General features: G+C 48.8%; 20 protein-coding genes. 5 read left to right on the top strand and 15 right to left on the bottom strand.

Features of this window, described 5'->3' with window-relative positions; translation table 11 throughout:
- Positions 1-2: 2 nt before the first annotated feature.
- Positions 3-920: a LysR family transcriptional regulator gene (locus tag NQH49_RS14650; protein WP_256697171.1), complete on the top strand. Its 918-nt coding sequence runs from the start codon at positions 3-5 to the stop codon at positions 918-920.
- On the opposite strand, the gene NQH49_RS14645 is transcribed toward NQH49_RS14650, so the two are convergent.
- From NQH49_RS14645 to NQH49_RS14620, 6 genes are all read right to left on the bottom strand, one after another.
- On the bottom strand, positions 887-1741 hold the full coding sequence (locus NQH49_RS14645; RefSeq protein ID WP_256697170.1) for a PA4780 family RIO1-like protein kinase: 855 nt from the start codon (positions 1739-1741) through the stop codon (positions 887-889). The two genes, NQH49_RS14650 and NQH49_RS14645, sit on opposite strands and share 34 nt — an antisense overlap.
- Before the next feature lie 242 nt (positions 1742-1983).
- Positions 1984-2676: a hypothetical protein gene (locus tag NQH49_RS14640; protein ID WP_256697169.1), complete on the bottom strand. Its 693-nt coding sequence runs from the start codon at positions 2674-2676 to the stop codon at positions 1984-1986.
- 682 nt (positions 2677-3358) lie between these two features.
- On the bottom strand, positions 3359-4351 hold the full coding sequence (locus tag NQH49_RS14635) for a PDDEXK family nuclease (protein WP_256697168.1): 993 nt from the start codon (positions 4349-4351) through the stop codon (positions 3359-3361).
- Positions 4352-4536: 185 nt separating this feature from the next.
- Positions 4537-5616 (bottom strand): PDDEXK-like family protein, encoded by a 1080-nt coding sequence (locus NQH49_RS14630; RefSeq protein WP_256697167.1) that lies wholly within the window; start codon positions 5614-5616, stop codon positions 4537-4539.
- Between the two features lie 15 nt (positions 5617-5631).
- Positions 5632-7338: a LeoA/HP0731 family dynamin-like GTPase gene (locus tag NQH49_RS14625; RefSeq protein WP_256697166.1), complete on the bottom strand. Its 1707-nt coding sequence runs from the start codon at positions 7336-7338 to the stop codon at positions 5632-5634.
- Positions 7338-9536: a P-loop NTPase family protein gene (locus NQH49_RS14620; RefSeq protein ID WP_256697165.1), complete on the bottom strand. Its 2199-nt coding sequence runs from the start codon at positions 9534-9536 to the stop codon at positions 7338-7340. The genes NQH49_RS14625 and NQH49_RS14620 overlap by 1 nt, the downstream gene beginning before the upstream one ends.
- 1116 nt (positions 9537-10652) lie before the next feature.
- Between NQH49_RS14620 and NQH49_RS14615 the strand changes: the two genes are divergently transcribed.
- Entirely contained in the window at positions 10653-11858 is a 1206-nt protein-coding gene (locus tag NQH49_RS14615) for a potassium channel family protein (protein WP_256697164.1), read from the top strand.
- A gap of 253 nt (positions 11859-12111) precedes the next feature.
- Here the strand turns inward: NQH49_RS14615 and NQH49_RS14610 are convergent, their stop codons facing one another.
- From NQH49_RS14610 to dsr1, 3 genes are all read right to left on the bottom strand, one after another.
- Complete coding sequence (locus tag NQH49_RS14610) at positions 12112-12756, bottom strand: hypothetical protein (protein WP_256697163.1); 645 nt, start codon at positions 12754-12756, stop codon at positions 12112-12114.
- Positions 12757-13363: 607 nt separating this feature from the next.
- Entirely contained in the window at positions 13364-13663 is a 300-nt protein-coding gene (locus tag NQH49_RS14605; protein WP_256697162.1) for a hypothetical protein, read from the bottom strand.
- A 714-nt stretch (positions 13664-14377) separates the two neighbouring features.
- Complete coding sequence (dsr1, locus tag NQH49_RS14600; protein ID WP_256697160.1) at positions 14378-18193, bottom strand: anti-phage defense-associated sirtuin Dsr1; 3816 nt, start codon at positions 18191-18193, stop codon at positions 14378-14380.
- Between the two features lie 260 nt (positions 18194-18453).
- On the opposite strand from dsr1, the gene NQH49_RS14595 reads away from it, so the two are divergent.
- On the top strand, positions 18454-18771 hold the full coding sequence (locus NQH49_RS14595; RefSeq protein WP_256697159.1) for a DUF4440 domain-containing protein: 318 nt from the start codon (positions 18454-18456) through the stop codon (positions 18769-18771).
- Positions 18772-18914: 143 nt separating this feature from the next.
- Here the strand turns inward: NQH49_RS14595 and NQH49_RS14590 are convergent, their stop codons facing one another.
- The gene (locus NQH49_RS14590; RefSeq protein WP_256698441.1) at positions 18915-19130 is read right to left on the bottom strand and encodes a DUF1471 domain-containing protein; all 216 of its coding nucleotides are present in this window, start codon (positions 19128-19130) and stop codon (positions 18915-18917) included.
- Positions 19131-19485: 355 nt separating this feature from the next.
- Between NQH49_RS14590 and NQH49_RS14585 the strand changes: the two genes are divergently transcribed.
- A complete protein-coding gene (locus NQH49_RS14585) occupies positions 19486-20154 on the top strand; it encodes a hypothetical protein (RefSeq protein ID WP_256697158.1) in 669 nt (222 codons plus the stop codon).
- A 217-nt stretch (positions 20155-20371) separates the two neighbouring features.
- Here the strand turns inward: NQH49_RS14585 and NQH49_RS14580 are convergent, their stop codons facing one another.
- The 5 genes from NQH49_RS14580 to NQH49_RS14560 form a co-directional block, all read right to left on the bottom strand.
- Complete coding sequence (locus NQH49_RS14580) at positions 20372-22696, bottom strand: phage/plasmid primase, P4 family (protein WP_256697157.1); 2325 nt, start codon at positions 22694-22696, stop codon at positions 20372-20374.
- A 14-nt stretch (positions 22697-22710) separates the two neighbouring features.
- Positions 22711-23034: a DUF5375 domain-containing protein gene (locus NQH49_RS14575; RefSeq protein WP_256697156.1), complete on the bottom strand. Its 324-nt coding sequence runs from the start codon at positions 23032-23034 to the stop codon at positions 22711-22713.
- The gene (locus tag NQH49_RS14570; RefSeq protein WP_097096377.1) at positions 23031-23255 is read right to left on the bottom strand and encodes a hypothetical protein; all 225 of its coding nucleotides are present in this window, start codon (positions 23253-23255) and stop codon (positions 23031-23033) included. Before NQH49_RS14570 ends, NQH49_RS14575 begins: the two co-directional genes overlap by 4 nt.
- Positions 23252-23791 carry a host cell division inhibitor Icd-like protein gene (locus NQH49_RS14565; protein ID WP_256697155.1) on the bottom strand — a complete coding sequence of 180 codons (540 nt, stop codon included), beginning with the start codon at positions 23789-23791 and terminating at the stop codon, positions 23252-23254. The genes NQH49_RS14570 and NQH49_RS14565 overlap by 4 nt, the downstream gene beginning before the upstream one ends.
- A gap of 218 nt (positions 23792-24009) precedes the next feature.
- Entirely contained in the window at positions 24010-24276 is a 267-nt protein-coding gene (locus NQH49_RS14560) for a helix-turn-helix transcriptional regulator (RefSeq protein ID WP_256697154.1), read from the bottom strand.
- Between the two features lie 629 nt (positions 24277-24905).
- Here NQH49_RS14560 and NQH49_RS14555 point away from each other — a divergent pair.
- Positions 24906-25175: an ogr/Delta-like zinc finger family protein gene (locus tag NQH49_RS14555; protein ID WP_256698440.1), complete on the top strand. Its 270-nt coding sequence runs from the start codon at positions 24906-24908 to the stop codon at positions 25173-25175.
- The last annotated feature ends 141 nt before the right edge of the window (positions 25176-25316 follow it).

Raw genomic sequence — 25316 nt, 5'->3', positions numbered from 1 at the left:
CTATGACCGCGTTGCGCTACTCTTTTTCGCAGATTGAAGCCTTTGCCACGATTGCTGAAACCGGCAGCATTTCGAAAGCTGCCCTGTTGCTGGGGAAGGATCGTACCACGGTGCGTGACCTTCTGGATTATCTTGAAGATGCGTTGGGTTACACGCTGTTCTTACGGGAAGGGCGCAGGTTACTGCTAACGGAAAAAGGCCAACAGCTGCATCGTCAGGCGCATCTTTTTCTGCGTCAGGCGCAGGCATTTGAATCCTACGCGCGTGCATTGCCTGTTGCCGTCGAGCAGGAACTGGTGCTGGTTTACGATCCTTTTATTCCGCACGCTTTTCTTCACGCTGTGATTGAATATATGGCTGAGAAGAACATCCGTTTTAACGCATGGAGTTGTACGCGTGATGAGGCTGAAGCGGCGCTCAAAAATGGGACGGCGCATGTTGCTATCTGCCAGGCGCAGCATCGTACGTTGGGAAATGAGATGGAATGGCAGGCGCTCGGAACCATCGAACTTAATTTTTTCGCCGCCCACACGCTGTTCCGCGAACAGCAGCAACCGGTGACGCTGCTCGATCTGTCACTGATTCCGCAGTTGCTAATGCATCCCCACCACGATGAACAGATTAGCCGACGCCTGCAAATTTCTGGCAAGTGCCTGTTCGTTAACGATCGCGCCATCCTGCAGCATTTGCTGGAAAGTGGTGCGGGTTGGGGATTCCTGCCGATGCATTTTCAGGCTCAGCAGTGGCGCAATGTGCAGCTATTGCCCACCGAAGTCGGCAATCAGGGATTGAATGTTACGCTGGTAACGTTATGGAATCCCGGGGGCAATAAACATGCGATAGCCGAGGCGTTTATTGCCAGCCTGCCCGAGCTGTGGAGCCGCATTTATTCCTCGTCGCGTTCTTTAGCCGCGCGCTGACGATCGTAGAACTCATCCTCGGCGGCGATGATCTCATCCATCAGCGAATTCATATCCACTTCATGCAACTCTTCTACGAAGAGACCGGTAAGCGGCGTTTCTGGCGTTAGCTTTCCGTCTTCATATAACTGCCAGATCTCTTTCGCATAGCGCGTTTGCAAAATTTGAGGAGCGTATTGCCCGTAATAGGCGGTGATGTTATTCACATCGCGCTCAAACATCGATTCTGCGTGATTATTTGCGGCGGCATCGACAGCTTGTGGCAAGTCGATAATGACCGGTCCGTTGGCGTCCTGCAGCACGTTGAATTCCGACAGATCGCCATGAACAATACCGGCGCACAGCATGCGCACGATATTGCGGATCATGGTATCGAAATCCTTCATGGCATTCTCTTTGGAGAGGAACACATCACTCAGGCGTGGCGCAACCAGGCCTTCTGCATCTGTGACCAGCTCCATCAACAATACGCCATCGATGCAAATGTAGGGCTGTGGGACGCGTACGCCGGCATTCGCCAGACGGAATAACGCATCCACTTCGGCACTTTGCCAGGTCTCTTCTTGCTGCTTACGCCCGAATTTCGACCCTTTTTGCATCGCACGTGAATTGCGGCTGTTACGGACTTTACGTCCTTCCTGATAATGCACGGCCTGCTTAAAACTTCGTTGCGTGGCGTCCTTGTACACTTTGGCACATTGGATTTTGCCGCCCGTTAACACGGTATAAACGTCAGCTTCTTTGCCGCTTCTTAGTCTCTGTAGTACTTCATCTACCAGGCCATCATCGACGAGAGGCTGGAGTCGGTTTGGGATTTTCATGCGAGTCGCCTTGAAAGAGTCCAGATACAAAAAAGCCCGTAAGGCTTGCGCCATACGGGCTCTTAGGACTTCATCGAATGACTCTGGTAATCATCGATGGAGAATTTTGGTGCTGGCGGAGTCTGAAAAAGCAATATAACCCTATGAAAACAAAATGTTTTATTCAATTCAAGTTTCCATCGTATACCTAAACGTATACCAATTCAGGAAAGTAACAGGTCAAAACTCGAAATTGGGCCATCTTATCTCATCAGCGAAATAGCTGATTTAATATACTCTTCATGAGGTTTAAACCTCGACATATGCCGCACACACACAACCGGAACCCGGTGGGTGTGGAATTTAGCATAAAAGGCGTATGTGGTGTAATACCCTTTAGGATGGGAATACTTCAACGTACCAGCCTCGCCAAAATATTTGAGCAACAAACTGGCGGCGGACAGTGAAGTCAGCCCATTGCTGTAAGCGATAATCACCTCTGGGTTGCAAAGCTGTAGCGTTACATTCTCAAAGAAACCCATTGAGTTTTTCACCAGTTGCTCAACGGTTAGATTCTGCTTCAATGCTTCCTTTTGTATGGATGCTGCATTTTGGGAACACATCATAAGAGCGTTGGTGTAAACGACATCCTGCCAATCATAACCAAGCCCAACAGGGATTTGTTGCAACCTCTTCGCGAGGTGAGTTATTCCCCAGGCACCTTCGATTCCGTTCTGAACATTTGAGATGGTAGGGGACTCGAAATCTTTCTCAATGGATTGCGCGTTGGTAATGTGAGCATCTACGAGGGAACCATTGAATCCCATCATTATTACGCGCTTTCGATCTGGAGGAGATGCTAAAAGTTCAAAGGCACTGTCGTAAGGCCTTCCTGGTAGATCGCTTAAGCCAAATTCAGCTAAACCATCTAAGATGAATTTTTTTGTGGCTTTCATTTGAATCCCTTCTATAAAAATCATCATTTCATAATACGTGAAAAAAGTTTTTTTTGGATTTATCCTTCACAATGTTCACCTTTTGTTTTTTGTAAATAAAAACAAGGTTTTGAGTGATTATTTATCTATGAATGATGAGAGATATCATTCATCGCTGGTGAAGCATGGCCGTAAAAAACAGGCTTTCGCCGGTTCTGGTAAGTCATATTGCTATTGGATCGTCACATCTTGGCAGCCACTCGCTGCTGCTTTTTTCAGTCATTTCAATATTGGTTTGCATCTTCAGCTTAGTACGACACTTCAGGTAGTGATTCCTTGCTCCCGCATGATGCTCTTAAGCGAAAAACCAAACATCTTGATGCTAATCGGACTCTCATAGCTGTTGGCCTCTATGGAGGCCAGATATGCTGGTAGAAGTAGCGCTTAGGCTGGCGTTGCCTAATGAATCGCCAGGAGTAATCCAGCCACTTGCGAGTCGGGGATAGGGGGCACTACAGCTTCCGAGGCTAGATCATGGGTACCTTTTGTGCCTAACTTGCTAATTGCTTGCGCCAATAGCGCACTTCGCTTGCAGCTTAGCATCATAGTTTTAGGGGCTCAGTTCATAATTATTTCAGCCGAACATTTGGTTTACACATCAGGTGTTTTTGATGCCAATGTTGGCTCCCAGCTTTCATTTAGTTTATTCAGGTCGTTGCGCGATTATTTTATAACCAAACGTCTCAAATTTTGTAATCAGTCGTTGTATGGAGCCGATACTCCATTGGTTGGTAATCAGTACCGTCTCGCCGGATGCAAGCTCAACAGAAGCCTCGTGGAAACGCTTTAGCCGTGACTGAGTTACGTCGGGTTCCGATTTTATAAGACTGCGATGAATATCCTTTCCAAAGATCGATACTATAGAAGTTATATTCTCAGGCTCATTCTCCGATATCCAGTCGCTCATTAGCTCAAAAGCCAGGTTACGCTTATTATATATAGCGCCTTTAAAGACAAATTTAGAGTAATCCTTCTCCGATTTTTCATTTGCCTTCATGGCTTCTATTTCTTTGCGCTTTTGTCGGACAAGGAAATCTTTTGCCTCTGGCAACGGGATTATTTGTTCGAAATTCACCAGCAGCTTGTTTAGATGAAGATATGGACTTAGCCTGAAACAGCTGATATTAAGGCCATTGTTGTTAAGCCACAGGACTGTGTTGGTGATCTCTTTAGAGAAATCAGCTGATATTAATACAATCCGTACTTGGGTATTAAAGTCAGCGATTTCGTTTTCTTCTCTCTCACAGAAATTGAGGATTTCATTCTCTGCATTTTTCTCGACACCTTCTTTATCGAGATATTTTTGGTAGCACTCAGCAGTTTCATGAAAAGTCATTTGCGAAACCATAGCAGCATACCTTAATGCCTGAAGCTCCATATGGGCGCCCTGTTCATCACGTTTAAGCTCAACAACGACCAGGTTGAAGTTTTTATCGATGCAGAGCAAATCGATCCTGCGATGACTGTCCTCCCAGTTATTAAACTCTTCTTGAATGACCATGCAGTCAGGAACAAAATGGCCGATCTTTCTGGCTAAGGCCGACTGGATATCTCTGCGTTCAAGAATTGATTCGCGCACAAATGTCGTTTTCGAAACTTCCCGAAATTCCTGCTCTTCTAAGGTGAACAACCCCATACATTCTCCATGTTAGAAATATACAACTTAAAAAAATAAGCCCTACGCCATCTTCAAAGTATCATTTGAAAACGTATCCGGGCAAAGCAACTTGATGAGCGTTGAGCCGGTGCCACACTGTTATTCATCCGTTGCCTATTAAACCCTAACGAAAAATATGCCGGGGTTTCCTCAGGCCACAGTGGTCAGCGGTGCTCACGCTCAAAGTTATCCAGTAACGTCATCCGCTTTGCCAGATCCGAAAGCAACTCAGATTTAAGTGTTTCCTGCGAGGCATGGCAGGAAAAGAAACCTAAAATTCTTCCGTTGGCTTCTTCCTCATACTCTTCCTCACTCCCCTCAACGTTGAGCATCGCGATTGCTTGTTCACGCATCTGCTCATTTTCAAGATCGCAGGCGTAAGTGATCACTTCAAACCACTCATCCACCGTTCCGTTCAGATAAAGAACCACATCTGAGGGTGAGAGCCAGTGGGAACATTTAAATCGCAGCACCGGAAAGCCATACCAGTTAGTCAGACGGGCTTTGATCTCATAGCCCCTGTCGCTGAAATGTTCAGTAAGATAACGCTGGCATTCTCCTGACAACGTTTTAATGACGGTTTTCTTAAGCTCTTCTATTTCTGCAATGCGGTGGAGATTCGTCAGAACAAACGCTTCGGTTTCAGTTGTAACAGCAGGGTGGCTCACAAGTGACTCCAGATGCAGAACATACTCGCGCAGTATGACCAGCCATTTGTTTAATGATGAAGCCATGTAGGCTTCCCCGATCCGCGAAGACAATGCATCGGTAAGCTGCCGGTAACTGGCCCCAACCCATCCCTCAGGCGCAGAACCGTTGGGTGATAACACCACGCAAAGGGGCGTTTTGCCCTGATATGCCCCCTGTTGCAGGCAGGTGAGGTAATCGCCAAAGGGGTTATTCTGCAGGTGCCAGACCTTGTTTTCGATGATCATCACCCAGTCATCACCCTCAAGCAGGATGTCGATCCGGTTCCCTCTTTCAGTGCTGACCTCACGCTGAGGCGGTGCGGACAGTTCGGCGTTGAACGTATCTGCCAGCCCCAAGCAGCTGAACAGCGCCTCTGCCGCCAGCGGCCCCAGCCCATGACCACCATCGGGATCGAGAAAGAAGGCCAGCAAATCGCTGACCGGATTTTCATAGTGCCCGCGGGCACCTGAGGAAAAAATGTTCGCTTCCGTTTTACGTGGCTGGGGAAGGTTTTTCATCTGGTTCAGCAACGCTTCCAGCGCTAATATGTCCATTTCTTCTCCCGGGACTTAATCGTTCAAACGCGTGTATTCCGCGTCAATCGCTTCCGCATCCGCACGCCAGCGGGCAAAGAGAGACTGCTGCTCCTGGATCGCCAGCATTGCGCGTTCAAGGCTCGCCATTTCATCCTGCATCAGTGCGAAACCAGTAAAATAATCGCGTGCGAAATCACTTCCTCCCAGCACACTGATCACCCCATCGCGTTGCTGCTTAAAGTTCGAAATCATGGCGTCGATCATTTTTTTGAACTGCGCCTCACGCTTTGCCTGGTTGTAGGTATCCCACACTTCCAGCGCCACGCCGGCAAACACCAGCGCCCCGTTCAAGCCTTTAGCAAATTTAATGGCCCCCCAGGGTTTAAACTTCAGTAGTTTTCCCAGCTCTAACCCGGCCATTCTGCCAACGGACACCACCCCATCACGAGCGGCAATCACTGTTGCACTGTTAATGAAATTACTCTTAACGACATAATTCAGTCCCTGCTTCCCCATGGCCGCCATATTGCCGTTGTAGTGATTGATTTCAGCGTTGTAGCCCAGATGTATCTTCTGGATGGCATTGTTAACGGACTGCACGCGGCGGGCGAACTCGTTGTCCAACCGGGTATCAATGATGATGCCTTGCTCACCGATTTCACTCTCGAAAAACTCCATATAGGTTTCGAGGCTCAGGCCCTGGGCGCGAAGTATCAAATCTTTAAAGTAGTCGAGTACAAAGTTATTGAGACTGACACGCGCTTCCGCGATATCGCGCTGCATGATTAGCAGTTCTTTGCTGAGCCGGACATGAATGGATGAGAGATCTTCAACTTCCTGTCGGATACGCACATCATTTGCGATGGCTTCCGGCAGCTTCCGTGTCAGGATATCCCTGATAACACTTTTTTTCGTTTCTTCACTCAGCGCCAGTGCTCCCCCGCTTTTTTCAATCTTGCCGCTCGTCGCGTCTTGCAGTTCACTGATATGAGACAGCGCACGGAATTTCTCCGGATTATCTAGCCAGTATTCGGTCCCCATATCAAAAGGGTTAGCCGCGACGGCAACGATATTGAGCGCATCATGTTCCGACTGGGTGAGCGCGATCAGGTCGTCCAAGCGCGCGTGCACGTTCTGGCGCTTCACCTCTACGTTGGCGGCGTAATCGTCCTCATCCTCAACGTCCGCGACTTCATCGAAGCGGCTTAGAACGAACACCGTACGGTCAAGCAGGTTTAGGGTGCGGAACAGCCATTCAAGATCGGCCTTATGGCTCTCTTTTATCGGGTTGGTGGAGTTCATGACATAGAGGATCAAATGCGCCTCACTGATGTATTTTTTGGTCATGTCCTTGTATTTTTCGACCGCCCGGGTGTCTTCGTTGAACTGCTCTTTGAAGCCAAACAACCCGGGCGTGTCAATCAGGACAAAGTCCGATCCCACGTCGTATACTTTGACTTCGTTGGAGGATTCCTGATGGCTGATATTCATGCTGGCTTTATCTAGACGCCCCATCCAGGCGGCAGCTATTGAGGTTTTCCCTTCAGAGAATCCTCCAATCAGCGCGATTTTTAATTTCCCGTTCGTAGCATTCTCTTTGGCAGCCTCAATTTTATTGATGAGCTGCACATCGACCGGGACGCCGACCTTTTCACCCTGCTCAAGAAAGGCGGTGAGTTCATCCAGAATGTGAACATTGCGGAACTGCTGCGCTTTAAAAATATCCAGCGTTTTTTCCATTATTTCGCTCCAGAAAAATCAATTTCAGTGGATAAAAGGCGTAATCCGGCCGCGGCCTGGATCAGGATCTTATTGATGCCCGATACCTGTTTCACAGGCTCCTCCAGCATGTCTTTAATCTCAGCGATCTTCTCCTGCAGCTCCGGGAAGGCTTTCTGAATGCCGTCGACAATGGCATCGTTCATGTGGGCCGCCACGTTGCTGAGATTTTTGTCAGCGGACTGCTTCTGCTGCGACATTTTGTAACTGGAGCTGATCATGCTGCGCAGGGCTTTGTAGGCCGCAAATGCCAGGTTCGCCAGCGCCGGGCCAAGGACAAGCCATCCGGCGGGATTCCAGAAAAGCAGCGCGCCGCCCGCGAGTGTCGCCAGAAGGCCCGTGACATTGATGCCGTTATCGATATCAATCGTGAGGGGAATATTGCTGCTGAATTTGTGCGTCAGGAGGCGTGAGAAAGTTTTGAGGATCCCGCGGGCGTGCTGCTGAAATTGCGCAACAATGTCACTGATCTCTAATTGAAAGCGCTCAAGTTCGGCTTTCAGTACTCCTGGAAGCAACTTTTCAAGCGAACCGTGCTCCAGGCTGATCGATGCCTCCAGCTCACTTTTGAAGCGATCATTACTGATATCACCGTCAATCACTTTATAGATACGTTCGCGCGCCTGGTTGCGGAACCGGCTAACGCTCTCCTCCGCGCGGTCAATCAGACGCTGCCGCAGTGATTTCAGTGCGTGATCAAGCTGCTTGTGTGCGCTGTTTTTGTCCTCATTAAGCTGTCGGGCAATTTTTGCGTAGGTGTCCGACTGCAGCGCACTTACCTGTGCAGCAATATCATCCAGCACAACGCTGGTTTTCTGTGTGTTCGATCGAGTAATTTTTGCCTTGCTGTCGGCGACAAGCTGTTGGGTCAGAACGCGCGCAAGCGCTGAAATGCCCGTTTTTTCGAGCAATTCTTCCGGGGTAAAGGCTTTCAGGAACTTATCGCGACTCTTCGCGTTGGACCCGCAGGGGACCAAATGTTCGGCCAGACTGAGAAACGCAGGCATGGCGCTGACAACCAGCGTTTGACGATAGTTGTCACCCAACTGCTCGCGCATTTTCTCGTCCAGATCCTGAAGACTCTGCGCTTCATCCTCGTTAACCAGGGAACTTCCGAGGGCCATAGCATTCGTTACACGCTTATTAAACAGCGTCCAGACTTCAGTCTGCGCATTGAGATGTGTCCTGATTTTCTCCAGTGTCCCGGGATTGGCTTCATCACCTTTCTGTGGCGCCGTGGCTTTACTAGTGACGTAAAAAACGGCGTGCGCTTTCTCGACCGCCCGCTGTATTTGCTCGCGCACCTTGCTCTCCTTACCTTCAATACCGGGTACGTCCAGCAGGGCAAAGCGATGACCGCATGACTCAAAAGGATAGAGAGTGGCGTCTAAGGTGAAATCGGACATACCCGTACCGATGATTTCACCGTCCGCCAGCGCGTTCAGTTCGGCAAACTTTTCATCCAACCGCGCGCGCTGCTTCAACATCGTTTGCCGTTGTGCATCACAGTCCGCTTGCTGCACGGCAAGCGATTGTGTCTCCTGACGAATTTCTGCCTCTAATGCCTGCTGCTGTTTCTTCACCTGTAGCTGCTGCTTTTGCTCTGGTGATGATATCCACAGAGCCAGCAGCCGGCGTATCACGGACCAGCGCTTCTTCTGATCCTCAATCAACACGCTCAGCTGCGACAACTCTTTCCCGAGTTCAGCTTCGCGATCTAAATATCGCCCTCGCACCTCCGCCAGAGCCTGACTGAGAGAGATTGCCAATGCTTCGTTTTCTTTTAAAGCCCGGTCAGCATTTTCAAGCGCCTCAGGTGAGAGATCGTGCTGCTGCTGAAACTGACGAAAATCTGCCTGCCTGGCGAGTTTGGTTTCCTCTTTAAGCAGGATGCGCAGCGCCTCGATGACCGTTGATTTCCCCGCATTTGTTTCCCCGTAAAAGGCGATGGTGAAAGTTTCCCACTCGGCGTTAGAACTCAGGCTGTCGATTGCCTCGTCCAGCCGCGTCTGGAAACACCCCAGTTGAAGGCGGGCATTGCTATTAGCTTTTTTTAGGGAAGGGTCATTTACAGGCAGAGTCAGGTTGTCGATAATCCGTTCTACTTCCTGCGAGATTTTTTTATAGACCTGTGCGGAGGTCTCACTGGCAACAGACATTCAGCATCCTTTTCAAATCAATCCGTCTGGCGTGGCTGTAACATGCGGCGTGGGTGGTTAAGGCCAAGATAAACCCCTTCACCATCGGCATCCGCGTCTCCCGGCGCCCACCAGTTGTTAACTGGTTCCGGCGCTCCGATTAATTACATAGCTCTCATCGTTGAATCGGCAGAATGAGCAATACCTTTAATGAAATGCATGCAAAAAAGTGATTCAATCAGGCAGGATAGATAATCCAACGCGCTCATGTGCCATCGTCTGAGATAACTATTCAAGGGAGTGACCCATGTTAAATCCGTCAACATCGTCAGTTTCAAATAGAGGCGGTAAAAGGTGTTAAATCATAGAATATGAAGTAGCCTGCTCCGTGTTAGCAAATCCGCGGCTTCATTAGCTGATTCTCCATCTATTTAGAATAACTGCGGACAGTAGCTGTTCGCTCATAGCTCTTCTAACTTACGCGTCCGCTTCATGCCTAAAGCCGAAGTTTCTGGAGTAGCTTGTTTTAGCCAAAGCATATTGATCCACAATTCTGGGTTTGGCTAGGCCGCCAATGTTTTGACCGGCTCGACATTGCACTTAACCTTCCGATACCGACTTGGGAGTTGAACAATAAATTTACGAAGAATGCGTTGCAGAAACCATCGAACGAAGATGGCTCAGTATTGAATGGGGATACCTCAATAGCGATTTGCGTGATTCTTAAAGGCAGAATGAGTTTGATTTGGCGGCTGTAAGGCACGTGTTTAAGTCTATTATGGTATTCTTTGGCGTATTGACTGTCATGAAGAAAATGCGTTATTAGTACAATAAGCCTAGTTTAAGCATGCATGACATCAGACCGTAACCGCATCGACACGATATCCCTTTTTATGCGGTGCGATTATGTATATTTAATGTTTTCTAACGCAGTTTGACAACATCTGGAAATTGTGGATGGTTGATTGCGTTAGGTCTCTCTTTAAGCTTTTAATGGATTGGTTGGGCAGTTATTAACTTAAACAGAGCTTGGCAATTTTGACCCTGTCAACACATAATGAATTTGAACAGTTGCTTTTCGTTCTGGTTTTTCATTATCTATTTTATAACTCATCTCTAAAAAGGAATTTTTTACTTATGAAAAAAATGCCACTACAAACAGAACATCTCATTTCTGATGATGACGAATCATCAGTCAACCCACCAGATGTTAAATATGAACTGTCATCTACGATCGGAAAGTTAATTCAAAAGGCCACATACATTGACTTAATTATAGGTGCTATAATTGCTATATTGCTGGCTTCGACTTTAATCACGCTTTTTGGAAAGTTAAATAATTCCGATGGCTTTATCGATTCGATTTATTACAGTTTTGTGACATTTACAACGCTAGGTTATGGGGATCTTACTCCTGTCGGGTTTGCTCGTTTTATATCAGTATTACTTACATTAAGTGGATTGCTTTTCACATCATTATTGATAGGTAAATTTGCATCTGAACGGCAGCAAGCCATGCTGCTTTTAATACACACAAGCGACTGCCAGAGACGCATTGATGCCTTTTGTATTGAGCTTTATAAGCTCAATGATGAGCTCATAAGTGCATTTAGTGCACAGAATGTCCCGCTAACACAATCTACATTGAAAACAATAACATCACGATTTGAAGCTAGCTCTAATTATATTATTTTTCATGCTAATCAGTCTGACTTGACGGGATTTGGCAATGATTCTGTACTTATGAAATTTTACCATGTACTTAATCTGATTCAGGAAAGTTGCCACACAATTCAAACACATAAACAGTCTTTTCCTGACGAGTTGATATTTAATCGTAGTTTAGCACTTGCAAAAAGAAGTTGTTCATTAATTAGTATTATGTATAAATTGCATGTGCGCTCAATGAAAAGTTATGGTTACACCGATGCACTCCTCATCAAAGTTAAAAATAAATTACCCTCAAAAGAAGTCAATCCTAGATCACTTTCTTCCTTAGTTACTGTTTATAATCTCGTAAGATTATTTATATATAATAAGCTGGAAAACATCACAGCCACAAAAGAATATAATGACAATGACAGTTTGTTGGTGGGGATAAGAAAAATAAAAAGACTGATGCAGGAACGGTTGAGTGAAATTATTGTATCACATAAAACTATCATAAACCCTAAGCTACTTAATGAAGTTTATGATTTAATGCCTGAAGGAAATAAAACTAACTGGGGAAAAGGCATACATAGAAGCATAGCTGCTAATCTGACAATCTCAAATAGGCTCGCCCAGTCCGCAATAGATACTTTAATCGCGCAAAAAAAATTGCCTCGCTATCCACGCAGATGATCTAAAAAATATAAGTTGATAGTATAAGCTTTAGGTTGGCATATCTGACTACGCCGGCCTAAATTTATCTTCTGATTTTTAAATTGGACAACTCCGCTTTGATTAACTTTAAAGCATGTCGGCAACTCCTCAATTTACTTATAGGGCAATTAAGAACGGCAGCTCTTCGCTCATTGCCGCACTCTTGATATTGCCTGCGACATCTGAGTGCCAAAAGCAGTAGTTGCAGATATCTTTGTAGGTTTGCACTAACCTAAAGTGAGGTTACACTTTTTATATATTTCTGACCTGCTTTGCTAAACTCCTCCATCTTGAATTTTTGTGGGTCATCATGTCCATCTTTGTAGTGCTGATCTAGTTCTGCATGAAAGGCAGGGATCAACCATTGACCACGGCGTGAACTCGCAACTATATATATCAATGCTAGCCGTTCATATTGCGGATTCGTAAATCCTAGGTTTGGTGATTCAAAATCATTCACTTTCGCTCCCGAGTCGGGAATTTTGGGATCACCTACACGAGGTTGAATATTTTTCACGCTTACTAAAAGATTTAGTTTTTCTGACACATCAACACATGATTCAAATTTCGTCGTTGCTATATGTTCAGCTAAATTCACCTCGGTAATTGAAGAGCCAATATGATTCGTAAATACATGATCCACTCGATTCGGATACTTTTTAGGATGACCACCATTATTAATATTGTAGTTCCAATTGGCATTACCTCTATCTGATGGGAACTCACCGCGTATTTCGCAAGAAGCTAACTTTCCCATGTCTGAGCAATTAGGAGCACTGGTGTCGTGGATTATAAAGTAGTTAGCTGAAATGGGCCTATTGAGGTCTCCGCCAACATCTTCTGCTTTGATTTGCTGAGAATCAAGCAGAGCTTGCATCCTCGAAATTGAAGGCACTGACCCGCTAAATAGCTCTTTGAGAAACGGGATATAGTTTCGTTACCTATAATGCCCAGTCGCTTCACTTCTCTAGTCAGGCAAGCTGCCTGTTGGGTTGGTGTTACCTTAAAAGATCTGTTTTTGACGTTAAAATTACAAAGTCCAGAATGTTCAAGCGAAGTACTTATGCCCTCCTAAAGGTCACACTTAGCTGCCCAAGAACATAAGCTCCCCGTAAAAGCAGCGTAAATGTCAAAATTTTCAAGTGAAAATACTTATTGAGAGCCATGATAAATCCCAGTAATGTATTTTAAAAATGAAGAAAACTGCTAAGTAAAGTTTAGTTTCCTTCAAAGTTCTTTTTGGTTTTTACTTTGCCGCAACTTATGAATTATTAATTTTTTTGCATGTGTCAATGCTCTGGAAACCACATCAACCTTTAATCATAGGATAATTTTATTAATAAAGAGAACTCCTTGTTTTTCTTTGATGTAAAATCAATAAAAAGCAACTTATTTTATTTCGTTAGGAATGAATAAATTATTGAAAAAACCTAAAGAAAACTTACTAGTTAACTATAGCCATACACATCCAAAAGAAATACTATTCACTCACTTTTGGGATGTTCGACGGCATTTGTAACCTGACAAGATTGTTCAACACCCAGTTGAAGAGATTTAATTATCGAAAGCAAGATGGGTAAGTAGGGCACGAGCTTTAAAATAACAGGGCTAAGTGGCCCATCAACTATAGCGACTGCTTCATCGACTTTATTTTTCCATTTGTAATTATACTCTCCACAAAAACCATTTAAATCAGCTGGCCTTGTTGATTTAGCTAATATTTCAAGGTCATCTATTGCTTTTAGTGCTGATTCGATTTTATTCACATTTTCAATGTTACTCATATAAATCTCGCTTTTGAAATTACAATAATAAAATTAAATTATTAAAAATCCAGTAACAATGGAACGTTTGTTTTAAAGAAATCCATCTGGATGGCATTTTAACTTTAAGTGAGAAGTAAATCAGGGGCGAGATTTAACCAGATATAAACACCACATGTAACTAATATTTACTCATCAATTTTTTCCACTGCGTGTATACACCTTAATGAAATTAAGCGCTTTATTGAAGTTGTATTTAGCATTACAACAAAACCTAAACTGAATGAGAAAAAATGTAACACTGTAATTTAATAGTATGTTTTGATTTTAATTTTAGTAAGTTCATCTAATGAATTTTAACATAACATTGTTTATAAAAAGACTATTTAATTTATTCACAAACATTAGCTTGCTAATCATTTTTAGGAGGCTGATTTTATTGGTCATTTTTTATTTCGAAATGCAAAGATGATTATTTCGGCTATGGGCTAAAAATAAAAATACCACGACTGGTAATCATAAAAGATTGTGAAAATAAATCGTTAGACCCAATTATTATCGAGCTTACAATTTTTCTTAATATTAAGGGTTTTGCATGGCACTTCCGCTCTTAGCTCATTGCGTACCCTTTAGCTAGCAGGTCCGCTCAGTGCTAGAAGCGGACCATTAATGGCGAATATCACCAGCAGATAAAAGTTATATAGCGATGAACAAGCTGCTCGACGCGTGTCACTTTCACCTGCCGCGCCTTCGTAGGTATTCCCTTAATCTATGGTAACGGGCATCTTGCCCAAGCTGGATTGCAGCTTGCTCGATTTGATCTAAGCACTGTCCCAATTCCTGGGGACTCCACTGTTGGTCGGCAATCACTGTATTCAGCAGGTCCAGTGCGTCGGCAGGATACCGGCTGCATATCCCAGACTCATGCAAAAGGTGAACGACGTAATCCGAGTGTGCGATCGGATGCAGCCAGTCCTGCACCGCCTTCAAAGCCGCCGGGAATTCACCACGGGCTGAAATGACCATACGAGTTAATGACTCGGAGATGCGTGGGGTAGCCAGGTCACGGGATTTTGGCCAGATCTGTTGCCAGAATGGCTGGGCACGATTTTTCCAATAGTCCTCACTCTGATTGGCAGTACCTTCAAGCGCTTGGTAGAGCGCTTGCGCGCATACCTCCAGACCTTCTTGTGGAAGCGCGCCAATCGCTGCTCGGAACTCTTCCACGGTGTAACCCTTGGTCGGGCCCAGTGCAGCGTAAGTTAGTAAGGTTGCGAATTGCTGGCGGTGCTCGCCAAGATCATCATAGTGGTTTGCGCTCTCCAGGAACTGCAACTTGAAGGCTGTCAACAAAGGCTGATACAGGCGCGGCGACCAGAGGAAACCTTCCCACACGGCTTTTGCTTCGACGGGATTGCTCCAGCTAAACAAGGGCAACAGGTGCTGTTCGGTCCACGGGCGATCCACGCGGAAAAATGCGATAAGCCGTGAACCCAGCAGCACCCGGGCATGGCGGAATTGATCTATCTGTAAATCGCACAGCTTTGTGAATATGGTCTTCAATTCAATAGGAAGCAGATCATTGTCATTCGGGTTCTGCTTAAACCACAGGCTGAACAATGCTTGCGTTATATGCCCAATAGGATGGTTGATCGCCGACCCTACTGGGTGATAAGTCTCGATTTCGTAAGATCCAGATCCTGTTTCCAGCTCCAGAACACGGCGACAAAGGCTCAGCAGAATCTCCTCGTGGCGACTGATGGAATTGGAGGCCGCCTTCATCCACCAAGTAACAGAGTGCTCAATCTCCTGAAGTACTTCATCGGGCATCGACTGTACCAGCGGTGCGGCATACCGCCAAGAACGCAACACCATCCCTTCTTCGGCCCAAGTCTGTAAAGCTACACGCCATCGGCCCGCTGGCCACAGACCATCTTGTGATAACTTATGTAACGCGGAAATACTGTGAAAAAAGCGCGTGCGGCAAACGTCACACCACGTGTCTTCGTATAAAGGATGATGATGTGGCATCGGTTTTGCTAGCCATTGCACCAGTTCCTGCCGCTTACGGGGCGCAATGTCGACATCTTTACTGTCCTCGAAGTCTGGGTCACCGGTTCCGCTCATCCAGTGAGAGAACTCGTCACGCTCATTAGTTGCCATCTGCCATTGTGGGTAGGCGGTGGATATTTCCGCCAAACGTGCCGCGGCAGATGCACCCAAATCAAGGCCCGATGTGCTTAGCTTGGCCAGGTGCAACCAAACGGAATGTGTCACCAAGTCTTGCCAACGTTCTGCATCCAGGTCATCCCGGTACATTTCGTGTGGAGGTCCTGCCAAGATGGCTGCTTCTAGATTGTCTTGTGCAGTTCCTGTCAAATGCTGAGCCTGTAAAACAAACAGCCTGAATACCTCCCGTTTGGTTTCTATGGACCACAGCCACCACGCGCCTTCCGCCAGCAACCAATTGACCCACTGCTCGGGTGGTATTGAGTTATCTTGGCTCGCGGCAAACAGAGCCAAACGTTTGAAGGTGGGATATGGTAATTCAAACCAATTCAGAGCGATGCGTGTAGCGATAGCGCTGTCATTGGATCGAACTACCAGCCATGCATCGCGCAGCAATTCAATCAGGCTCACCCAGTCTCGGAAACCTCGATTCTGCCAGTGCTCAGTGATGGATGGCAGATCCCAATGCGAGCGGTCGCTACGATCGTCGGCATCGCCCATCTCCCGCAGCAGGTCCAGTGCATCACGCAACAACAGCTGGAAATCTTCAACTAAGTACGGCAAAGCCAATTTCCACGACTCGTCGGCAAGGTCAATCAGGACTGAATGCACGTGATCGGCGGCTAGCACTAGCTGCCAGTCCACCAATTGCCTAATTCGCATGGGTCCATAGAGGCTGTTCTGGTCGTCCCCGCTCAAGCGAAACGGCTTTTTCAACGCCACCATAGGAGAAAGTAACTCGCGTAACTCCAGGCGCAATGTTGTGGTCAAGCCCTCGCGCTTCAGACGACGTTGCCAGCGATACAGGTCGTGGTCACGCCATGACGATTTCAAACGACCACTGAGCAGAAGCCGCCATAAGGTGGACATCAGGGAGCCGGGAATAGCCTTGGGGGCATGCAAAAGAATTTCATCCCGCTCGGAGGTCTTGCGATCCTGCTCCAGCGCTGAGAAGCGATCCAGCTCGTGCTCGATTAAAAACGGCCAACGGTCGTGCATTTGCCCGCCACGTTCTGCAATCCAGATGATCAATCTTGGATCGTCCAGATAACGAACCAGCCAACGGGCTATATGAAACATCACGTCATCCCACTGACTATTAATTGCGCCTCCAGAAGCAAGCAGAATCTGCGGCGCACGGTCATAGGATGCAGGCCGCCGAATCAGGCTGAATCGAAGTTTGGTGTCTACCTCTATGTGCGGAGGCACTTGGAAGCGTGGCAAATCGCTGTACTGAAAGCGTTCGTCCGAGAAAGCTTCCAGCAGCCAGTCCAGCGGTGGGGCTGGATTATGATCCGCAAAGCGTTTTGCCGGTAAACCTGATTTATCTGACAAAGCCCATAGCATCCTGCCAACGAAATCGTCCTGCCGAGTGCTATCCTGTGGATGGGCCAGTGCATGTTTGACAACGATGGCTTCTTTGCCCTGCACACCATCGCGATAAGTATCTGCCCAAGCGTGCAACGTTTGGTGTAGCGCTGAATGATCGTATGTGCCAGCCGGTACGGTGTAAAGGATGGGTGTGACGCCTTTAGCCTCCCACTCAATGGTTTTCCGGTGCTCCTGCCCGGGCTCACAATCACCTAGTGACCATGCTTGCGGCGTGACTTCACCAAGCATCCGATCGGCTGCCAGCGCATCCATCATATAGCGCAGTACCGGGTCGTTTATGCTGTAGCCCACGAAGCAGACTATGTAGTTACGGAACAATTCGCTTACGAAGCGCGCTGCCCAGCGCTCAGTGAGATAGGCCAAGCCAAAGTCGCCGCTAGTGATCACAAGGCGATTCAGGGCGGTATCATCAGACTTTTCAGGAAGCAGGCCATGCAGATAGACCAACCCGTCCCAGCGGCTGTTTTTTGGAATTGGCAGCATTGGCGCTGCATAAGCGCTGAACGTTAGGCCTGTACGTTTTGCTGCCACATGAAAGGTGCGATCAAAGTTGGTAGTGACCAACCGAACTGCGCCTTCGCGGTTATGCGCCAGGCGCAACAGCGCCGCTTGTGTATCAATAGCACCTCTGCGACGTAGCTTTGGCTTCAGGGCTTTTGCCAGCGCGCGGCGAACGGCCATACGCTGACCCGGTAAGCGCCGTTCTAGCAAATCAAGTGTGGCATCGAACTGCCCTCGCTCGAAGACCTCCCGCTCGATTTCCGAAAGTGTTGTTCCGGTCAGCCGATAGATCTGTTCCACCAACCCCTTAAAACCCGGCAAACCGGCAGGGTAGGAAATTCCTGCTCCGCAGAAGAACACCACGCGGCCTTCCTCGTGCGCCTGTAAAAGTGCATCCGGAATGTCAGGGCCGTTGATGATAAATTGCATTCCTTTTCTTCCTATCCAATGTGTATTTTCATTCGAGCAAATGAGGATGCAATGGGTCTAACAACTTACTATACCGATCGTGCAGGGTCGGCTTCCTTGCATGCCACTCTACCTCGTAAGGTCGCGAATTCAAACGTCCGAAATTCGCTCAGAGCGGACATCGCTCTACGAATCAGTCCGCCCAGATCTAAGAGAAGAAGTAGCGCATGAACTGTTATGGTAATTTGAACATCCGGCATGATTACTGGAGGATAAGTTGGATGCTTCTGGATAAGCTCATTTTGCTCGAATGGAGCATTCACGGTGATAGGCGCAATGATGTGGAGTGGCTTGAGCAGCTTCTCCATCCTGATTTTAGGGAGATCACTCGTTCACGCGTGATGGTTGAACTTTCAGAAACGATCTCGTCACTATTAAGCGATAAAACGTCATCGTCTATTATCAGCAGTAATTTCCGACTCACCGGAGTGGGGGAGGCTGCGCCACGCTTCATTACCGTACGTCTTATGCTGACGGCAATCGTCCTGCATTACGTTCTTCCTGCTGGCTGTATTCGAATAATGGACAATGGACTCTGATTTTTCACCAGAGAACGCTAGCTGAAGGCACTGCTTAGGCTTGCTGCTTAGATGTTCTGTTCAATTTGCCTGTATAACGGTTCAGATACAAAAAAGGCCGCCTGCGTGCGACCTTCATTGGCACTTCCTTTTGTGACCATCCGTTATTTGTACAGCTCAGCAGTCATATGAACGACGTTGCCGTTGCTGGCTTCAATGATTTTGTACTGCGCGCTCTGCTGCTGGGCCTGCGCTGCGATTTTGGCCTCGGTACCGTCCTTAGTCAGAGATCTTACGGTCACGCTCTTCGCGATGCTGGCTGCTGACATCATTGAAAGAGCGGCAACGGCGGCGATAGACATAGCTTTAATGGTTTTAATAATCTTTATTCCTTAGTTTTTATGGTTGAAAGCGTGTTTGCTTGCGATGAGATCATAATAATTAAGGTTACGATTAGATTTTTCACAATAAGTTATGGCATTGTGATCATGCTAACTATCGTGGCAGTAAGTGTAATCGCTTATCGGTTCGGCATTGGGTTATTATGTTTAATGTGGAGAACATTCCTGTAGCTATCATTTTGACGTGCGCTTTTTACTCACAGCGGACCTTTAGTTCAGCCAGTTTGGCCCCGTCGTGCCAAGGATGGGCATGTCATCTAGGAAAGTTACAGCTTTGATATATAATGGCTTTTAAAAATTAATTTTTAGAATTTAATAAATCGTGAAGATATTAATGAAACGTGAAAATATAAACACTATAATAGCTACGTTGGGGCTAGTTCTTGCTGCATGTAGCTACTACAATCAATTTAAACCTGAAACAGATAAGCTTGATGTAGCCGTTAATACAGGTTTTGTAGCTAGTTCCGAATTAGAACTAAACAAAGATATTGCTGTGCCTAGAGCACTATATGGAGATAGCACTAGATTTGCTGGCCCCGCCTCGATAATCCTTGAGGTGTCAAATAACATGAGCAGGCCTGTTACGATAAAAAAAATCCAAGTCGAATTAGTCAAGGACGGTACTGCTGTGAGTTACGCTAGTATGTTCAACCCTTTAGACCAAAAAACAACAGACAATTTACTTACCCCAACTACTATCGCAGAGCACTCAGTAAAAAAAATAGAGCTACGAATAAACATTCCAATTTATTATGGTGAGGAGGTTTCCTCCTGCTTCAAAAGAATTAAATCCGCTAATCTTAAAAATGAAGGATTTGGCAATGTAAGATTTTGCTATTATAAAAACGGCATCGATTTATTAGGGAATAAAGTTCAGCTCAAGCAGTTTGAAGGCGGCGGATACTTGGTGGAATCTTCTAAGGGAAATAGCTTAAATTACAGGGTAACGGCCATAACTGGTGACAATTCCAAAATTGTTAGTCTAGCCACCTTTTATTGATGTTTTTTTGAATGACTCATCTATAACACAGGACAATAAAACATGTATTTTGAATGTCTTTTGAGCGCTCATAGTAGCCTTATATCATATTAATAAAATCTGATTGTCCTAGCACTTTTACAAAGGATGAGAATAGATCTATTGGTGGCCTACTAAATTTAACGGCCACCTTTAGCGCAAAAAAACCGGCTTTCGCCGGTTCTAAATATTATGAATTTCAGGTGGCATCACACTTAGGCAGCCAGTCGCTGCTGCTTTCCTCAGTCAGATCGAGATTGGTCTGCATCCCCAGCTTCGTGCGCCGCTTCAGATAATGATGCCCGTACTCGCGCATAATGCTCTCCAGCGAAAGACTGAACATCTTCATGCTGAGTGGATTCCTGTAGCCGTTCGCCTCCATATAAGCCAGATAGGCGTGATAAAGATAGCGTCTCGGCTGTAAGGGCCTGATGCTGGCGTTCCCCATATAAAGCGAAGTAGGCTCCGGCGTGGTGAACAGATAGCCGCAGAAGTCCACCATCGGATCCGCGTCGCGCTTGATGCGCATCGCCTCATCGGAGTTCTGCTGCGACTGAAGCAGCACCCTTGCGTCCTGCGGCTGGCTGAACTGCTGCATCAGCTGGCGCACGATAACGGCCAGCTCGCCGCTGATTTTTTCCTTCAGCTGCGGGTCCCGCTCGTTTGCCGGGATGATTTCCGGGAAGTGCAGGATGACCCGGCGGCGTGATACGCCGCCGCTGCGGTCAGTAAAGCGCATCGGATTGTTGTTTACCGCCAGGATTACCGCCGGAATGTGCGTTGAGTAGGCATCGCGGTATTTCGGGTCCACGGAAACCGCGTCGCCGCCGGTAATCGCCTTGATGCCCGCACCGTCGCCACTCCACTTCTCCTGGTCGGGCAGAATTATCAGCGAGTAGCCAATCACCGCCGCGCGCTCGCGCGATGACTCCAGCGTCTCGATGGTCGCGGAGGCGGTATTGTCCGTTCCGGCCAGCATGGTGGCAATTTCGGCCATGATGCTTTTACCGCTGCCGCCGGGACCCGTGACCTCCAGAAACAGCTGCCAGTCGTAGCGGTTCGCCAGCACCATAAACAGCGCGGCGAGAATAATATCGCGCTTTGCCGCGTCGCGTCCGGCGGCGCGGTCCAGCCACTGCCAGAAGTGCGGCGCGTGGGCTGCCAGCGTCTCGCCCTTAACCGGCGGAGTAAAGTCCACCTCGCTGACCGTGCGCAGCCAGAAGCGTTTGCTGTGCGGGCTGAAGCTGCCGGTGCGCGTGTCCAGTACGCCGTTGCGAAAGCCTATCAGGCGGCGCGCCGGGTCGGACTGCTGCGGCAGCATCAGCTTCAGCGTATCCACCACGCCTGAAATTTTGCCCGCCGAGAACGGCGCGCGCAGCCGCTGGAACAGCTTCGCCACGTCGCGCTCAAACTGCTTACCCGAAATGACCTTCCACGCGCCCGCCCTGTAGCGTGACAGGATTTCGCCGCTGGCATCCACCGCAAGCGCATTGCGGAAATGCTCAGCAACGCGCTCCGCCTTTTCGCTGGCGCTCATCGCCGAAAACTCCGCTTCGCTCATCACGTCAAACGGGCTGGCGGTGGCGGGCGCGGCGGCCTCAGCAAGCGCCTGCTTCGTCGGGACGTCGCCGAGCTGCAAAAAGGCGTCGTTCCAGTCGCCGAACACGGGCGGCAGCGCGACGACGGCGTTACTGACATCGGCGGCCTTCTTCGCCTTGTCCTGACCGTTGCCGTTAAGGTCGCGGTCGGCGGCAATCATCAGCTGCAGCGTGGCGTGCTTTTCACGGGCAAGGCCAGCCAGAGAAAGGAGGTTGCCCGATGAGAGCGCAACCCACACCTCATCACCGGTCAGGTTGTGCACCGTCAGGCCGGTCGCGTAGCCCTCGGCAAGCCAGATGCGCTTTGCCGGCTTAGCGCTGCTGAGAACGTGGCAGGCGCCTTTCACCTGGCCGCCCTTGAGCGTGCGCTTCTCTCCGCTGGCATTGATAAGCTGCACGTTAACCAGCTGGCCGCTCATGTCGTGCAGGGGCACAACCACATCGCCGGTGCGGTAGGTCGTTAACGCCACCTTATGCGCCTTCGAAAGCGTAAGGCACGTCTGCTCTGGCAGGCCTTTGCGCGACAGGTAGGCGTTACCCGCCGCTTCCTTTGCCGTGCTGACCAGCTGCTGCGCCAGTGCAGCAGCTGCGGCGCGGGAGGCCTCGTCCGTTTCGGGACCGGCTGCCGTACTGTTGCCGGCAGCCACCGGCGGCAGGTTGCCGGTCAGGTCGTTTACGCGCGCGGCGGCCTCTATGAACGTAATGCTGAGCGCCTTTTTCACCAGGTCCATGCCGTCACCGGCTCCGCACTGATTACAAATCCACGTGCCGCGCCCGTCTATATCGTCGAAGCGAAAGCGGTCCGTTCCCTGACAGACCGGGCACGGCATGTGGCGGTTTTTGATTACTTTCACGCCCAGCGCGGGGAGTATGCGGGGCCAGTGGCCCCGGGCTGCGGTGGCCGCCTCTGATACGGTCATTTTCATCGTTCTGTTCTCCCTCAGTGCAGCACCGGCGCGTCTGTCATGCGCCCGCAGAGTTCATCCATCATCACCTGACCGAGAAAGCTCAGGCGCGGGGCCGACTTCAGCGGCCCGCTGGACAGCAGGTCATCCAGCAGCGCGCAGGCAATTTCCTGACCGCGCAGGCGTCCGTGCTGGCGCAGGTAAAAGCCCTCCAGCTCGGTTTCGATGACGTGCTCAAGGCGTGCCAGCGTCAGGCCGGGGTAGCGCTGCTGCTCGCGGCAGACGGTCAGCCACGCGCAGGCGACGGCGCGGCGAGAAAGCGCGGCGCGCAGTTCAGGCGAAAGGGTGCGGTCTTTCATGATTCATCCTCCGCGTTCATCCAGTTGTTCTGGCAGCGCGTCACCACGTCATCCAGCTGCTCGGTGATGAGAAAGACCAGCGAAGCCAGCTGCGCGCGCTGAGCGGGCTGCGGCAGTTCGTGGCACTCCTGAAAGGCGGTCATGTCGCTGACGAAGCGCCCGGCGTTACGCAGGTGCTCAAGGCGTACCAGGTCGGCGTGAGAAATCGTGGCGTGAGTCATGCGCGCACCTCCCGGACCGGCAGGCGGGCGGCAAAGGACAGCACGTAGTCGCGGGCCAGCAAAAGGCGGGCGGCGCGCTCATCGGCGGCAACGGTGCGGAGCATATGAATATGCTGCTGGCGCTCGCAGCGGCGCACGGCGGCAAAGACGAAAACAAACTGAGGGTATGGGGAATTAAGGACCGTAGCCATGATGGCAGTCTCCAAAGAGTAGCGGTTATCGCTACCACCGGAGTTCCTACACTCATGGGTGGTAGCCCGAACGGGGGTAGGAATACCGGCCTCAATGGATACCGGCCAGCCCGAAGGCTGCCCCGCCCGGGCCACCATTACGCAGACGGCGCAACGGATACAGAACCGTTGCCCGAAAAATGGGTGCACTGAGGCTTGGACACAAAAAAAGACGCATGGCGCGTCTGGTGTCGCCATTGAGTAACTCGGGTTCCTACGCCCGGCTGCCGATTTTGCGACAGCGGATTTACTGTACCAGGGAATGGCCCCGGCGCGCAAGCCGGAGGCAGCAGTTAAAAATGACATCAGTCAACCTCAGCAGCTGGCGGGATGAATCTCGCCACGGGAAAAAGTCCGGATACCGGAGGGTGGGACGCCTGTGCTTTGCAGGCTTAAGGCTGGCTGCGTTGTGCCGGAACGCTGCGTCTGTAGCGGTTTACCCTTCCCGGCGCCAGTCGCATGCACAGGCGGCACTGTATGCGCGACAAAGGGTTGGCGTGATTTACCGGCACGGTTCAAAAACCTCATGCGGTGCGCTCCTGACCGCGTGCTGCAATGCGATCGTTCATCCAGACGCTGATTTCGCTGGCGAGCCATGCCACGTTCTTGCCGCCAAGCGACACCTGCGCCGGGAAGGCGTTACGGCTGATAAGGTCGTAAATGGTGGAGCGGGACAGGCCGCAGACGTGCATGACTTCCGGTAGTCGCAGGAAGCGATCGTTCAGCGCCGGGTTTACGGGTAAAGCCGGAGCCGCAGGAGCGGAAGAGTTTGCGGATAATACGGTGTGCATGAGCTACCTCTTATTGAGTCCGTGGTGATACGGACAGATACGTCCGGAGTCGGGTAGCTCTTTATTCTCAGCATATTTACTGCCAAAGCAACAAGGCAAAATGGTGCTGCGGCTGGCACAAGCGCGTAAAAATTAGCCGGCTGTTTTTTGCACAGGTAAATATAGGGCAATATAGACCAATAGTGCTGAGATGAATTAAGCAAATCGTTTTTAATGATTGATTTTCATTAAAACAATCGAAATAAACACTCGATAAAGTTTATCTGCATAAAAACCCAGGTGAAGCATGGTGAACACTGGGTGAAGGGATAACCATTAATAGTTCATCCTTTAATGTATTGTATTTACTCTCTTTTTTATTAAGGTGAAGAATGGTGAAGGATATATATAAATCTAAAAGTTGAGCAGATAGCCAATATGTCACCTTGCTGCCAGCCAGAAGAAGGTCACTTTGTCTGGGCCATCACACAACGCCATCCGATAGCTCGCCTGTGCCAGCAACGGCACAATGCATTCACCGGAGCCGCCATTGGCTCTCCCCAACAAAGAAAGCTAACGATAACGGCTTTAATAAACCGTTAACTCCACCCTGAACGGGGAACTGGCGCTAAACAGAAGGATAAAACGTGATGGCAATGAAATGCCCTGAATGCAGCATGACCGCACACACGCGTACCAGCGAATATCAGACAGGTACGTTAAAAAAGACGTGGTATCAGTGTCGTAATATCGACTGCTCCTGCACGTTCACAACGCTGGAGAGTCTGGACACCATTATCATGAAACCACAGAAGGTAGCTGAAGACGTCCCAGAAAAAGAATTACCGCCACCACGGCAGACGCTAAACCGTTATGGATCAGCCAGCAGGCTTTCGAACCGTCAGAACGCCTCATGCTGAGTTTTATCAGCCACACTTTACCGGCCATCGAGCCGGTTTTTTTACATCCCTTTTCTCTGGCCAGCCTGAAGCGCATGAGTGCATGCCTATGCTGCATGAAAGCGCATGAATAAATGCTGCTGAGTTTATGCTATTGAGGCC

Source organism: Pantoea trifolii, from assembly GCF_024506435.1.
GTDB classification, from domain to species: Bacteria; Pseudomonadota; Gammaproteobacteria; order Enterobacterales; family Enterobacteriaceae; genus Pantoea; species Pantoea trifolii.
Note: the sequence above shows the minus strand (reverse complement) of the source record. Positions and strands in the feature narration are given on the sequence as shown.